Genomic DNA, 16,037 nt, shown 5'->3' with positions numbered 1-16,037 from the left:
AGCGCTTAACTACAGTGTGCACTGTGGGTTTTTACCCTGTGCTTTAGCAGTACTTTGCTCACTAAGTGCTTTGCTCATTTGCGCTTGTAAGTTTTTAATACGGTTACTTGGCGCTGGGTGAGTTGATAAAAACTCAGGTGTTGTACCACTACCTGCCGCACTCATATTTTGCCAAAGGGTTACTGACTCTTGTGGGTTAAAGCCAGCCTCAGCCATTAAATCTAAACCAATAGTATCGGCTTCTGATTCGTGCGAGCGGCTAAATGGCAAAACAACACCATACTGTGCTCCCAAACCTAAGCCTTGCATAATTTCGTTACGGTATTGAATATTACCCATTTCAAGTGCCGCACTACCAAGTTGCATACCTGTATCTAAAATAGAGCTTTGTGAAACACGCTCATTTGAATGCTCAGCAATTACGTGGCCTACTTCGTGCCCTAGTACTGTTGCTAATTGGTCTTGATTAGTAGCAATTTTTAATAAGCCAGTATGAACACCAATGTAACCACCTGGTAGTGCAAAAGCATTAGCAGATTCATCTTCAAATACAACCACTTCCCAATTTTGCGAAGCGTATTCTTTTGGTAATACAGCCACTACTTTTTCAGCAATGCAATTTACATATGCATTTGTTTTTGCATCTTTATTAATTGGTTGGTTTTTTTCATATCAGCAAAACTAGCAGTGCCCATTTCACTCATTTGTTGGTCTGAATAAAGCGCTATTTGTGTGCGTCCTGTTGGCGACGTTTTACAACCAGCCAAAACGGCTGTCGCTAATACCGCAAGTACTAGTTTTTTCATGGTAATTCTCTTAAGCAATTAATTTTTTATTGCTTGTAGAATAGCAAACACAGTACCAATTTAAAATATTTGCTTTATATAGCGCTATATTAACAAGATGCGATAAGACGATAAACTTAGCAGGCGAACTAAGTTTATCCAAATACAATGCCCTGTTACACTACAGTCCTTGTTTTTAGTGATTGTTGAGTTTACACATGGACGCCTCAGCCTCGTCTTTTAATACCCGTATTTTATTGCCTTTATTAGCCAGTATTGTGGCGATTACGCCATTGGCTATTGATATGTATTTGCCCGCCATGCTGGTAATTGCAAACGATTTACACACTAATATGCCAAATGTACAAATATCGTTGAGTATTTACTTAGCAGGTTATTCATTGGGGATGTTATTTTTTGGCCCGATTGCCGATCAAATTGGCCGCCGTAAGCTCGCCCGTATTGGCTTAACCCTATTTGGCGCAAGCTCACTTGCACTTGCATTTACCACCGAAATCCATGCCTTTTGGACTCTTCGAGCAGTACAAGCATTTACGGGAGCTGCAGCAACGGTAGTAGTACCGGGTATTATTCGCCATATTTATCAGCAAAACACAGCTAAAGGAATGTCGTATGTATCGATGATCATGATGGTAGCACCGTTAGTTGCCCCCTCAGTTGGCTCGTTTATTTTAGGGTTTTCTGTTTGGTCAACCATATTCTTGGTGCTTGCTGGATATAGCTTTTTAATATTAGCGTTTGTACAAGTATATCTAATCGATATTCCTATTCACAAAAATGAAAAAAAGGGTCTCGCTTTATTTTTTGATAGCTATAAAACAGTGCTCAGTAATAAAGATGCACGTGCCGACATACTCAGTTCTATGTTTGTATCATTTGGATTTTTTTGCTTTTTAACCTCAGTACCTTTTATATATTTAGATTTATATGAAGTGTCAGAACAATTATTTGGTGTATTATTTGCCTTTAACGTAATGGCGCTGATGTTTGGTAACTTTTTAAATACGCGAATTGTACCAAGGCTGGGCTCTCGAAAGATGCTCTATATTGGGCTTGTATGTGGGTTTGTATCTGGGCTTGCGCTATTAACATTTAGCTTATTGCATTTATCACTTTATTATATTGTGGCTGCTATTGCGCCATTAATGATGAGTTTAGGCGTCACAGCAAGTAATGCTGACTCGTTAATTTTAATGAAGTTTGAAAAAAACACAGGCACGGCAACCGCCGTAATTGGCACTCTTCGTTTTGGTAGTGGCGCATTAGTTGGCCCCTTACTCGCTATTATGCATGCAAAAAGCGCAGTGCCATTTTCAAGCTTAATGTTTAGTGCCGTGTTACTCACTATGCTCGTACAGTTAATTCACTATAAAAAAGACAAAAAAAATGCCTCAATATGAGGCATTTTTTAAAACTAATAATTCAATTAAGCATCAGCAGCTTTAGAAACCATAACCATTGCAGGGCGTAATAAACGACCATTCAATGTGTAACCTTTTTGCATAACAGCAAGTACTGTATTAGGTGTTACATCGTTACTTGGTTGAATTGACATTGCTTGATGAAAATCTGGATTAAACATCTCACCTTGTGGGTTTACAATTTCAACACCAAATTTAGAAACAGCGTCATTGAAGCTCTTAACCGTCATATCGATACCTTCAAGCAACGGCTTTAAAGTCTCATTTTCTTTATCAGAAAATTCAATAGCACGCTCAAGATTATCAATTACAGGTAGTAATTCGTTAGCAAATTTTTCTAGTGCAAATTTATGCGCTTTTTCTACATCTTGTGCTGCACGACGACGAATATTATCTACGTCTGCTGCTGCGCGAACAACACCATCTTTTTGATCCGCAATTGTTTGCTTTGCAGCTTCAAGCTCTGCATATAACATAGCAATTTCTGCTTCAGGGCTTTGCTCTTGTTCTGCATGTTGTTCAGCGGCTTCTACTGCTGCTTCTACATCAGCCTGCATTTTAGAAATTTCTTCGTTTAATTCTACTTCTTGCTCAGGGTTTTGTGTCTGCTCAGACATAAAATACGTGCTCCAATTCTTTTCAACTGCGGTAATTATGGGGATTGAATAAAAAGATTCAAGAGTTAGATGTCTCAATTAATTTAAATTCTTGGATTATTTCTTCAATTTGCGCTGATTTAGGGCAAATTATACAAAAGCGGCTTTGGTATTCTTGATTTTGAAAGTACGGCACGCTTATTACAATCAATTCATCGCACTCAGTAAAAGGTAATTTTTCGCTATTAAGTACCGATAACCCATTTTTAAAAGCGAGCTTATCTTCTACATAATTTAAAAATGAGACACCAATATTTAAGCTTTGTTCACAATCAATTTGTTTGTAAAGGTAATTTTCGCCAACAACAATACTGTTATCTGAGCCTAATTTTTGGCTTAGTTGTCGCGTCCATTGATTAAGCGAATCGTGACAATTTCGAGGCGCGGTATTAGCCATAGCTTGCATACGGTATAAACCTTCCATCAAGGTTTGTTGACTAAAGACGGTGTTTAACCACGTTGCAAACTGATAACGAACAGAGTCTGACGAATCATGAGGCTTATCAATACAAATATTATGGCTCTGCCCTGCTCTGTCTATTAATAAAATAAGCCAGTCGGTAGAATCAAAATCAAGTACCTCTACTCTAAATACTTGCTGCGAGCTGGCTTGTGGCAAACCCACACAACAACACACCTGATATTTTTGGCTCAAACCATGAGCAAGTTCAACGAGTTGTGATTGCTCTGGTTGCCAATAATTAGCAATATCAGCGAGTGGAAAGAACTCGTCAAACCAATAATCAAACCCCTCATTTGTAGGCACACGGCCTGCAGATGTATGAGGTGAATACAATAAGCCCACTTTTTCTAAGCGAGCCATCGCATTACGTACCGTAGCCGAACACACAGCCATGCCTTTAAGCTTAGCAATTTTTGTTGATGGGACGGGTAACCCCTCACCATTACAGTACATGTTCATAACAGCTGAAAAAATTTGCTGATCTCGTGGATTTAATTTCATGTTATCTACATCTTGTTGCATGTCTGATATATCGGGGCATTTACAGTTATTTCAAGTCACATAGTATGCTGGTAGCTAATAAAACTAAATTAATTACCTAGGTAAGTTAATCATACCAATTTAAGCTAAGATCTGTATTTTCAAACACTTCTCTTTTGGGTTACTCTACAAACATTCAAACTTATAGTGTACACATTATGGATTCTCCTTTTAAAACCATTGGCCTTATTGGTAAACCAAACCACCCTGGTGCAGCCGCAACACTACAACGTCTGCATACATTTTTACTTGCACTTGGTTTTGAGGTTATCGTAGAAAAACGCACTGGTGGCCAGTTAGTTGATGTACCCACAGATAAACTAGTTAAGTTAGTCGACTTAGGGGAGCTGGCTGATTTGGCTATTGTCGTTGGAGGTGACGGTAACATGTTGGGCGCAGCACGTGTTTTAGCTCGTTTCAACGTAGCAGTAATCGGTGTTAACAGGGGGAACCTTGGGTTCTTAACTGATTTAAACCCTGAAGGTTTTGAACCAAGTTTAGAACAAGTTTTAAGTGGTGATTTTATTGAAGAAAATCGCTTTTTACTTGAAGTAGAGGTATACCGCCACAACGAATTAAAAAGCGCTAATTCTGCGGTCAATGAAGCCGTGCTTCATGCCGATAAAGTTGCACATATGATTGAGTTTGAAGCCTTTATTAATAAAGATTTTGTATTTTCACAGCGCTCGGATGGCTTAATTGTATCAACACCAACAGGCTCAACGGCGTATTCACTTTCAGGTGGCGGACCTATTTTGACACCAGAGCTTAATGCTATTTCGTTAGTACCTATGTTCCCACATACATTATCGAGCAGACCATTAGTCGTTGATGCTGATAACGAAGTACGCTTGAAGCTAAGCCTAGAAAATACAGATAGCCTACAGGTAAGTTGCGACAGCCATGTTGTGCTTGCTGTTTTACCTGGCGATGAGGTTGTCATTAAGAAAGCAGATAAAAAACTGCGTTTAATTCATCCAAAAAATTATTCTTACTACAACGTTTTACGTACTAAATTAAATTGGGGTAGTCGTTTATACTAATTTTATTGCCAAGTGTAAGACTTTAGAGCAAAATATCGCAAAATAAAAAATAATATTATTAGGAACTATAGCAAATGACGTATGTTGTATTTTTTTCACTTTTGTTATTAATTACGCTACTAGGTAGCTATTTAATAGTTGAAAATAATCGTCGTATAGCAAGCGAAACCAAGAAGAGAATTTTTAATGATCGAGTTTCAAAAATTAGTACACGTTTGAAAAGCAAACTAAATGAATTGTTGGATGTTAAGGTAATACGCCCGAAACACGTTCCTAGAGTCCAGGCAATTGTTAGTAATTTTTTTGTAGTACAAGCATATAATGATGACAATTTACAAAAATTAGAAGATGTAACTGATTTACTCGTCAGCACTTTATCTAACGAATTAAATAAAACTTATCAAACTAATTCGGCTAAAAGTTTAATTGATAACTTACAGCACTTTATAGCTGAGCTACCTCATCAAGGTATTTTATATAACAAAGCTTTTTATGACACTCAACTACCTTCGTTAATATTTACTATCCAAACAGAAGACATCCATCAACACATTGATAAAAAAGAAGAAGTTGAATTTTTGCAACAAGAAACTAATGACTCTCCTATTAACGAAGAGGCAAGTGTTGCTTAAATACTAAAAAATTAATTTGCAAAAAACCAAAACACTGTATAAATTAACAGTTAATTGACTGGATGGATAAACAGTATGTTAATTGGTTTAGAAGTTAAAAATTTTGCAATAGTAAGTAATTTAAGTACCGAATGGCAAAACGGTATGACCGCCATCACCGGTGAAACGGGTGCAGGTAAGTCTATAGCCATTGATGCGCTTTCACTGTGTTTAGGTGAACGAGCAGAAGCCTCAGCGGTTCGCCCTAACACGGATAAGGCAGAAGTATGTGCACAATTTGATTTAAGTGCACTTCCACTAGCTAACGCTTTTTTAGAACGACACATGTTAGCAAATGCCGATAACGAGTGCTTATTACGTCGGGTGGTATGTAAAAATGGCCGCAGTAAAAGTTATATTAATGGTAGTGCGGTAACCGCCGCACAGCTAAAAGAACTTGGTCAATACTTAATTTCTATTCATGGGCAACATGCCCATCAGCATCTTTTGAAAGCTGAGCATCAATTGCAATTACTTGATGCCTATGCCGGTCACAATGATTTAGTTAACGGCGTGAGCCAAAACTATAAGCTGTTCGCTAACTTACAAAAAGAATTTAAGCACCTAGAGCAGCAACAATTACAGCAAGCGGCTCAAAAACAACTTTTAGAATATCAAGTTGCAGAACTAGATGAATTTGCTTTGCAAGAAAATGAATTTGAACAAATAGAGGCTGAGCATTATAAACTCAGTAATAGCCAAACCATTTTAGAAGCCTGCCAACGAGAGCTACAGCACCTTTACGAAAGCGATGAACAAAATGCGTGCTCGTTGTTACAACATAGTGCTCAGCAATTTACCGAACTGGCTCAATATGACGAAAGTTTAGTAAGCGTAGCTGCTATGCTTAGCGAAGCCGCTGTACAAGTTGAAGAAGCGAGTCGCGAAGTGCGTGATTACACTGAACAAGCAGATTTAGACCCAGCTCGCTTAGTTGAAGTAGAAAATAGACTAAGTGGTGCAATGGACTTAGCTCGCAAACACCATATAAAACCACAAGCCCTAGTTGAGTTTCATCAATCTATTTCACAGGAACTGGAGTCAATTAGTACTAATAGTGCTCGATTAGAACAACTAGAATCCGAAATAGAAAATGCGCGAGTGACATACCAACAGGCAAGCGATCAGTTAAGCAAAAGTCGTAAAGAGTACGCAAATACACTAAACACTTTGATCAGTGAGAGTATGGCTAACCTGTCAATGGAAAATGGTGTATTTGAAATAGCATTAACTCAAGAAGTTGAGCGTGCACCCAACAGTTTAGGGTACGACAATGTATCATTTTTAGTTTCAACTAACCCAGGACAGCCACTACAACCGCTTGCTAAAGTAGCATCTGGGGGAGCTTTCGCGTATTAGCTTAGCAATTCAAGTTATTATTGCACAAAAAGTAACAACCCCAACACTTATTTTTGATGAAGTTGACGTAGGTATATCAGGCCCTACCGCATCGGCAGTTGGAAAACTATTACGTCAGTTAGGTAAATCAACTCAAGTAATTTGTGTAACGCATTTACCGCAAGTCGCTAGCAGTGCGCATCAACAATTCTTTGTAGCTAAAGAAATTGCTCAAGGTGAAACATTTACTCATATGCTGCCTTTAAATAAAGATGGACGAGTTAATGAAATAGCTCGCTTATTAGCTGGAGACAACGTAAGTAAGACGGCTAAAGCTAACGCAAAAGAACTGATAATGGCACATGCCTAATGTTATTTAACTACCGATTTATAGCAAATCAACATGTATCAAATTGCTAAGAGATAAATATAATGCAAAATAGTGTCATTTATATGTGTATAGGTTTTAGTTGGCTTTTAATAATAGTATGTGTGCTCTTAATGCTTTTAAGTCGATTTAAACATACTCAATTTAAACAACGTTTATTACGCTTTCTAAATATAGTTTTAGTGTTTCAATTGTTATTCGCAGGTTTATATTTAGCTGTTGAGTTTGACAGAGACTCACAATACTTAAAAGGGAGTTACACGATACTTATTGCGCTCCAAATTACCTGTAATTTTTTTGCTACATGAGTGTAAAACGAAGAAAAGCCAAAACGAAACCTTCTCTTGACTCCTTCTCTATGGATTAGCAAATATAGATGGTTACTAAGCTGAGCAAGTTCTATTTTTACCTTGCTCTTTTGCTTTGTAGAGTTGCTGATCAGCATGTTTAATATCAAGATCAATTGATCTGTTTTCTTCACTTTGAACAACACCAATACTAATTGTTAAGTTTACAGTATTAGTACGTAAACTTACCGCTGCCTTTTTAAGTGAATCATGGATTTTATCTGCTACATTTACCCCTTCTGTAACACTAACATTAGGTATTGCTATTAAGAACTCCTCTCCCCCAACGAGAAGCAACAGCATTTTGTGGAATATTTTTCTTAAAAATATTAGCTAAATGAATAAGTGCCTCATCGCCAAAGTTATGTCCATATTTATCATTAATTTTTTTGAAGTTATCAACATCAGCTAGTAGCAATACAAAAGGTATGCCTTTGTAAGCATGTTCCTTTTTGAATTCACTTAACTTATTCATTGCATGACGACGGTTAGGAAGCTCAGTTAATGGATCGATTGTTGCTAATCGTTCATTTCTTTGACTTAAAGCTATTATTTTATTGCTGTACTTCTCTCTTGATTGTTCGTAAAAACCTGTGAGTAAAGCGACAATAATAAACGAAAATACAATTCTATAAGGAAATTGTGCTGGTTTATATTCATAAATATTAAACATGTCTGCGCAATAAAAGCCTAACATTATCGCTAGCAAAAATATGAATATATCAGATGTCCCTCGCTTTAATCCTCGAATAGAATATGTTACTGGTGATACAATAAATATCCAAATTGGCCCTGTACCTTCAGCGCCGCCAGTAACAACTAAGTAAAGCATCAATCCATAAAGATTATATAAAATCGCATTTGCAGACTTTTCTACCTCTTTGTAAACATTAAATGCCCAAATATAGATAAGTGACGAACCGAAAAGTGTCACAAAAAGAAAATATTCGCTATTAATAAATGCAATACACGACATCAAAAATGTGGATATAAAGCCTATTGATGAGAAAAACCTTACTATTAATTCTCTTTCTGTTTTATCGAAGTATTTGTGCATAATTTATCAGTTTTCTTTTCGTAAATAACGCCAACCCAGAACGCAAAGTAAGCAAATAGTAAATAAGCCGCGTATTTTGTATTTATTTAGTTAATTAATCAACACTTAATACCATACTAAAATACGGAAAAAGTAGAATTAGATTCTTTCTCCCTACCTTCACGGTTAAGCATTCTCTAATATTAGACCTAATTGCCTACATTATTTATATGAAAGGATAAATAATTATGGCGTGTTGACCTTTCGTGATTAATTTTTCAGCCGTATGTTTGGTATTCAGGCAAATGTAGTGTGATTATTCTCCATAAATTTGGATAACGTAGCATAAATGCCAAATATGCGCTGCCCTTTGGATTCTTTCTAAGGACGATTAACTCTTTGTTACCTACATAGATTTAGGTAAGGCGCGTTAGCAGGACGCGGAAGATTTGCTCAATTTTTTATTCTTAAATGAATATAAGCCAGTTGGCTAACGCAGGAGCAGTTACCAACAAGCCCACTAGGTTACAAACCCCGCTCCGCGATTAAATCGCCCCAAAATTGAACAAACTTTAATCCTGAAAGATCAACATACCCTAGTTGTTCTAAATAAAAAATCCTTAACGACGTTACAGTGCAATTTAATTCGTTAAATTTCTCAAAAATTTATGCAGGTTGGTCTAAGGCATTATTACGTATAAAAAAAGCAAGCTCGAAAGCTTGCTTTAACGTATATTTAAAGTAACCAAAAAATAGTTATACTTTAAGATAGTCCATAATACCTTCTGCGGCATTACGTCCTTCAAAAATAGCAGTTACCACTAAATCTGAACCACGTACAATGTCGCCACCAGCAAATATTTTAGGGTTAGTAGTTTGATGTGTAAACTCACCTTGTTCTGGAGCATTAATGCCACCCCAGTGGTTTATTTCTACATCGTATTTTTCTAACCAATCCATTTTGTGTGGTTGGAAACCAAACGCCATAATAACTTGGTCTGCTTCAATAACATGTTCTGAACCAGGTACTTCTTCAGCACGGCTTCTGCCTTTTGCGTCAGGTTCGCCTAATTTAGTTTTAACCATTTTAACGCCGGTTACTTTACCTTTATCGTTCAGAACAATGCCTTTAGGCTGAACGTTATACGTAAAGATGACACCTTCTTCTTTCGCGTTTTTAACTTCACGTTTAGAACCCGGCATATTTTCTTTATCACGACGATAAGCACACGTTACTTTTGCAGCATTTTGACGAATAGACGTACGCACACAATCCATGGCTGTATCACCACCGCCAAGTACAACTACTTTTTGGTTAGCCATATCAATACACGGTTGTTTTGTCTCGTCGTAGCCCATTACACGATTTGTATTACCAATCAAAAATGGGAGTGCATCATGAACGCCTGGTGCATCTTCATTTTCAAGACCTGCACGCATACTCTGATACGTACCCACCCCTAAAAATACGGCGTCGTAATCAGCTAAAATTTGATCAAGCGTAATATCAACACCTACCTCAACATTTAACTTAAACTCTACGCCCATTTCAGTGAATATTTCACGGCGCTTTTGCATTACTGATTTTTCAAGTTTAAAAGAAGGAATACCAAACGTGAGTAGTCCACCTATTTCTGGATGGCGATCAAACACCACTGGCTTAACGCCATTTCGTACTAAAATATCAGCACATCCTAAACCTGCAGGGCCAGCACCAATAATGGCTACTTTTTTGTCGGTCCATGTTACATAAGACATATCAGGCTTCCAGCCCATTTTAAATGCCTCATCAGTAATGTACTTTTCAATATTACCAATTGTTACCGCACCAAACTCTTCATCGAGCGTACACGAGCCCTCACACAAGCGGTCTTGTGGACAAACGCGGCCACACACTTCTGGTAAACTATTGGTACGATGAGAAAGCTCAGCAGCCTCTATTATACGGCCCGTACGTATTAACTTTAACCATTGTGGAATGTAGTTATGTACAGGACATTTCCACTCACAGTATGGGTTACCACAATCTAAACAACGGTCAGCTTGTGAGTTAACCTGATTTTCTGAAAAGGGCTCGTAAATTTCTACGAAAGATTTTTTACGTGACGAGATTGGTTTTTTGCGTGGGTCTACACGCTGCACGTCTATAAATTGATATACATTTTCGCTCATACTGCCCCCTTATTGCGCCTGAACACGTAGTTCGGCACTACTGCGAGCGCGATGCCCGAGTAAACTTTTTACGTCGCTTGATATTGGTTTTACTAATTTGAACATAGGTAAGTACAATTCAAAGTTAGCTAGAATACTTTCTGCTCTGCATGAACCCGTAAGCTCTAAATGCTCAGCAATTAAGCCGCGTAAATGTTCTTGATGCGATGTTAATTCTTCAAGTGTAACCACTTCTACTAGCTCGGGATTAATGCGCTTTTCAAAATCATTTCGCTCATCTAAAATATAAGCGAAACCACCTGTCATACCTGCACCAAAGTTAACGCCTACGTTGCCCAGTACACATACAACGCCGCCAGTCATGTATTCACAACCGTTATCACCTACGCCTTCAACAACGGCTTGTACACCTGAGTTACGAACTGCAAAACGCTCTCCGGCACATCCAGCTGCAAACAATTTACCGCCTGTCGCACCGTATAAGCATGTGTTGCCTGCAATTGTAGCTTTATGACTTTCGAACGACGAGCCAAGTGGTGGACGAATAACTAGCTTGCCACCAGCCATGCCCTTCCCTACGTAATCGTTAGCATCGCCAACCAATGTCATTTCAAGGCCACCTGCATTCCACACGCCAAATGATTGACCCGCAGTACCGTGTAATTCAATTACGACTGGATCCGCAGCCATACCTTGGTTGCCATATTTATCTGCAATATAGCCAGAAAGCATTGCACCAACCGATCTGTCTGTATTACAAATACGACTTACTAGCGAAATACCGCTTGAAGCGTCAATTGCTTCTTGCGCCTTAGCAAGTAGGCTTTCATTAAGCTTTCCTAAATAATGTGAGCTATTAGGCGCACTACAATAAAGTGTTTCACCAGTTGGGTTATTAGGCTGAGCAACTACAGAAGATAAATCAATTTTCTTCTGTTTTGCTGTTTTGCCTTCAATTGCTTCAAGTAAATCTAAACGACCAATTAAGTCAGTTAAGTTTACAACACCCAAGCTTGCCATAATTTCACGGGCTTCTTGCGCTATAAACTTAAAGTAGTTCATCGCCATTTCTGGTAGGCCGTGATAATGCTTTTGGCGAAGTGTTTCGTCTTGTGTTGCAACACCGGTCGCACAGTTATTTAAGTGGCAAATACGCAAGTATTTACAACCAAGGGCAACCATTGGGCCAGTACCAAAGCCAAAGCTTTCAGCACCTAGAATTGCTGCTTTAATAATATCTAAACCTGTTTTTAAGCCACCATCTGTTTGCAGGCGAATGCGATGACGAAGGCCATTTTCAACAAGTGCTTGCTGTGTTTCAGCAAGGCCTAGCTCCCATGGGCTACCGGCATATTTAACTGAAGTAAGTGGGCTTGCACCTGTACCGCCATCATAGCCAGAAATAGTAATTAAATCGGCATAGGCTTTAGCAACACCTGTCGCAATGGTTCCTACGCCAGGTTCTGAAACCAGTTTTACAGAAATAAGTGCTTTAGGGTTTACTTGTTTTAAATCGAAAATTAGCTGTGCTAAATCTTCAATTGAGTAAATATCGTGATGTGGTGGTGGCGAAATTAACGTAACACCTGGCACCGAATAACGAAGTTTAGCAATATATGGGGTTACTTTTTCACCTGGTAATTGCCCGCCTTCACCTGGTTTTGCACCTTGCGCTACTTTAATTTGAATAACGTCAGCACTGCGTAAGTAATGCGGCGTTACGCCAAATCGACCTGAAGCGACTTGCTTAATACGTGAATTTTTTTCGGTACCGTAACGCAGCTTATCTTCGCCGCCTTCACCCGAGTTTGAACACCCACCCAAGCGGTTCATCGCAATTGCTAGCGCCTCATGCGCTTCTGGCGATAAAGCACCAATACTCATTGCGGCCGAATCAAATCGTTTATAAAGATTTTCTGCAGGCTCGACATCATCAATGCTAATGCCGGTTTCCGGCAATCTAAGCGAAAGCATGTCACGTAGCGTAGCAATCGGACGATTATTAACGAGTTTTGCATACTCACTGTAATCGCTGTATTCACCAGAACGAACTGCTTTTTGTAGGGTTTGGATTACATCCGGATTATAAGCATGATATTCGCCACCATGAACATACTTAAACAAACCGCCGTGGCTTAATAATTTACGTTTACTTAAAGCAAGTTTATGTAGGCTCTGTTGATCGTCATCAAAATCGGTAAAACAGGCACCCTGTATACGACTTGCCACTCCTTTAAAACACATTTGTACAATAGCATCAGATAAACCAACCGCTTCAAACAACATTGAGCAACGATATGACGCAACCGTACTTATGCCCATTTTAGACATGATTTTATATAAGCCCTTGTTAATGGCTTTACGATAAGCAAGCGTTACTTCGCAATACGACTTATCAATAATTTTATTGTCGCTCATTGCAACTAACGATTCATACGCAAGGTATGGATAAATGGCAGTTGCACCAAAACCTAATAAAACTGCAAATTGGTGTGCATCGCGCACACTACCAGTTTCAATAATGATGTTCGATTCACAACGAAGATTATTATCAACAAGACGATTTTGCACCGCGCCCACAGCCATAGCTGCTGGAATAGGTAAATTCGTTTCATCAAAGTTGCGGTCTGTTAGAACAAGCATAATACAGCCCGATGCTGCTTTTTTCTGCGCAATATCACAAATTCGCGATACTGCTTTTTCCAATCCTTCTTCAACTGTATACGTAATATCAATTTTACAGTAGCTGTAATGTGCTTCATCAGCATTTAATAATTGCTGCATGTCTGCGTACATTAAAATTGGCGTATCAAACTGTAGGCGCTTAGCGTGGCCTGTTGTTTCGTTAAATACATTTTGCTCACTACCAATACATGTCGCAAGTGACATTACATGATTTTCACGCAGTGGATCGATAGGTGGGTTTGTTACTTGCGCAAATTTTTGGCGGAAGTAATCATAAAGTGAACGATGCCCTTCACTAAGCACAGCAAATGGCGTGTCATCACCCATTGAGCCTGTTGCTTCTTGGCCGTTTTCACCCATTACACGAATAACGCTATCAAGCTCTTCGTTGGTATAACCAAACATTTTTTGATATTTAGCTAGCGTTTCATTATCAAAAGAACGATTACCGGCATCTTGCTCAGTAAGTTCTTCAAATGGAACTAAACGTTTAACGTTTTCTTCAAGCCATGACTTGTAAGGATGGCGAGATTTTAAATCTTGATCGATTTCATCCGAGTGCCAAATTTTGCCAAGCTTAGTATCAATAACTAATAATTCACCTGGACCAACACGACCTTTCTCAACTACTTCATCAGCAGTGTAATCCCAAATACCCACTTCTGATGCAAGCGTAATAAAGCCATCTTGTGTAATTACATAACGTGCTGGGCGGAGTCCATTACGGTCAAGGTTACACGCCGCAAAACGACCATCCGACATTACAATACCTGCCGGACCATCCCATGGTTCCATATGCATAGAGTTAAAGTCGTAAAATGCACGTAGATCATCGTCCATTGCACGGTTTTTTTGCCATGCAGGTGGAACGAGCATGCGCATCGCACGGAATAAATCCATGCCGCCAGCTAAAAACAGTTCAAGCATATTATCTAAGCTTGATGAATCAGAACCAGTTTCGTTTACAAACGGTGCCGCTGTTTGTAAATCAGGAATAAGTGGTGACGCAAACTTATAAGAACGCGCACGTGCCCATTGGCGGTTACCTTCAATGGTATTAATTTCACCATTGTGTGCTAAATAACGAAAAGGTTGAGCAAGAGGCCAACGCGGTTGAGTATTAGTAGAAAAGCGCTGATGGAAAACACAAATCGCACTGGTCATACGAATATCAGCTAAATCTAGGTAAAAGTTAGGTAAATCTGCAGGCATCATAAGGCCTTTATAGATAGTAACTAATCCAGATAAGCTTGCAATATAAAAAGCTTCATCATCAACAATACGCTTTTCAGCGCGACGACGCGCTACATATAAGCGTCGCTCTAAATCTTTAGAGCGCCAACCTTCTGGCGCACTAACAAAAATTTGTTCAAACCCAGGTAATTGTTGTACTGCTATAGGACCTAACATTGATGGGTCGGTTGGCACTACGCGCCAACCTAAAATATTTAGCGTTTCTTTTTCTAATTCTTCGCTAAGTATTTGTTTTGCAGCTTGTGCTAAAACAGGGTCTGAATTTAAAAAAATCATACCTACGGCATAATTTTTACCTAAGTGCCAATTGTTCTCAGCCGCAATAGCACGAAAAAAGCTATCTGGTTTTTGTAATAATAAACCACAGCCATCGCCTGTTTTACCATCGGCAGATATACCGCCACGGTGCTGCATGCGATCAAGCCCCGTAATAGCAGTACGAATAAGCCTATGACTAGCTTGACCATTAACTTGGGCTATTAAGCCAAAGCCACAATTTTCTTTTTCTAATTTTGAGTCGTATAACATAGACCCCTCCCCTTGCTGCACTGTTAGCGTGGATGAACTGCTCGACGATTTGCTAACAGACGGACAAAACTAGCCTCTATCGTAAATAGAGTCAATAGCATTTTGAATACATATTCACATTCTTGAATATTTCTCACTTCATAGCAAGATTTCTTTTTCATCATTATTTTTAACATTTAGTCGTATATTAGGCGTTATTTTTTCATGACACTGGTGTCAAGTTTAACATTTTGTAAAAACAACCAAGTCAAAAGCTACAGCTTACGTAAACGTAAAGCCCTCATTCGGTGAATAAATATTCAACATACACCGATAAAGTTAGTTAACATTTAGATAGTTTTGTGTTATTTCCGTAATTTTGAGGCTTAACCTCTCTGCTTTTTACTGGTCATTAGTATAGTTATTAATATTTGTGGCATTTTTAATCTCTTAATAGTGAATTTTTATTTACTAATGCGTCCACTGCGGACACTTTTATGTCCGCGGACATATAAAAAACACATAAAATAAAATTTAATCATCTAATTACAGTAAGTTACGCTTTGGCATGCTAATCGTATAGAGCTATACACATTCGTTAAGTGGAATAATTATGTTTATGCTTAGTTTATTTTTGATATCTCCTATTGTCGCTATTTGCACCGCAGTTTTTTTCTACTGTGTGAAAAATATATAAAAGCCGTGTAGGA

The 16,037-nt window shown here is 38.5% G+C and carries 7 protein-coding genes and 3 pseudogenes; 4 read left to right on the top strand and 6 right to left on the bottom strand.

The genetic code is table 11. The annotated features are described in order from the left end of the window. Positions 1-9: 9 nt before the first annotated feature. Positions 10-806 (bottom strand): annotated as a pseudogene (locus P4S65_RS11375) (M48 family metallopeptidase). Between the two features lie 197 nt (positions 807-1,003). On the opposite strand from P4S65_RS11375, the gene P4S65_RS11370 reads away from it, so the two are divergent. Next, the gene (locus P4S65_RS11370; protein ID WP_004335389.1) at positions 1,004-2,206 is read left to right on the top strand and encodes a Bcr/CflA family efflux MFS transporter; all 1,203 of its coding nucleotides are present in this window, start codon (positions 1,004-1,006) and stop codon (positions 2,204-2,206) included. 26 nt (positions 2,207-2,232) lie between these two features. Here P4S65_RS11370 and grpE read toward each other — a convergent pair whose 3' ends face one another. Then, positions 2,233-2,844, bottom strand: coding sequence for a nucleotide exchange factor GrpE (grpE, locus tag P4S65_RS11365; protein ID WP_096792856.1), 612 nt, complete (start codon positions 2,842-2,844; stop codon positions 2,233-2,235). A gap of 58 nt (positions 2,845-2,902) precedes the next feature. Continuing rightward, positions 2,903-3,868: a hypothetical protein gene (locus tag P4S65_RS11360; RefSeq protein ID WP_007375834.1), complete on the bottom strand. Its 966-nt coding sequence runs from the start codon at positions 3,866-3,868 to the stop codon at positions 2,903-2,905. Positions 3,869-4,044: 176 nt separating this feature from the next. On the opposite strand from P4S65_RS11360, the gene nadK reads away from it, so the two are divergent. The 3 genes and pseudogenes from nadK to recN all read left to right on the top strand — a co-directional run bounded on the left by nadK (position 4,045) and on the right by recN (position 7,308). Next, a complete protein-coding gene (gene nadK, locus P4S65_RS11355; protein WP_007375835.1) occupies positions 4,045-4,929 on the top strand; it encodes an NAD(+) kinase in 885 nt (294 codons plus the stop codon). Positions 4,930-5,003: 74 nt separating this feature from the next. Then, positions 5,004-5,561, top strand: coding sequence for a hypothetical protein (locus tag P4S65_RS11350; RefSeq protein ID WP_096792855.1), 558 nt, complete (start codon positions 5,004-5,006; stop codon positions 5,559-5,561). A 75-nt stretch (positions 5,562-5,636) separates the two neighbouring features. Beyond that, positions 5,637-7,308, top strand: a pseudogene (gene recN / locus P4S65_RS11345) (DNA repair protein RecN). 401 nt (positions 7,309-7,709) lie between these two features. Here the strand turns inward: recN and P4S65_RS11340 are convergent. The 3 genes and pseudogenes from P4S65_RS11340 to gltB form a co-directional block, all read right to left on the bottom strand. Further along, a pseudogene (locus tag P4S65_RS11340) lies at positions 7,710-8,649 on the bottom strand (GGDEF domain-containing protein). A gap of 816 nt (positions 8,650-9,465) precedes the next feature. Then, positions 9,466-10,881, bottom strand: coding sequence for an FAD-dependent oxidoreductase (locus P4S65_RS11335; protein WP_024598346.1), 1,416 nt, complete (start codon positions 10,879-10,881; stop codon positions 9,466-9,468). A gap of 9 nt (positions 10,882-10,890) precedes the next feature. Further along, complete coding sequence (gltB, locus tag P4S65_RS11330; RefSeq protein WP_337120165.1) at positions 10,891-15,348, bottom strand: glutamate synthase large subunit; 4,458 nt, start codon at positions 15,346-15,348, stop codon at positions 10,891-10,893. Positions 15,349-16,037 lie beyond the last annotated feature (689 nt).

Source organism: Pseudoalteromonas sp. B131b (assembly GCF_037162545.1).
In the GTDB taxonomy this organism is placed as follows: domain Bacteria; phylum Pseudomonadota; class Gammaproteobacteria; order Enterobacterales; family Alteromonadaceae; genus Pseudoalteromonas; species Pseudoalteromonas fuliginea.
The sequence above is the reverse complement of the archived record's forward strand: the minus strand, read 5'-3'. Positions and strand labels throughout refer to the sequence as shown.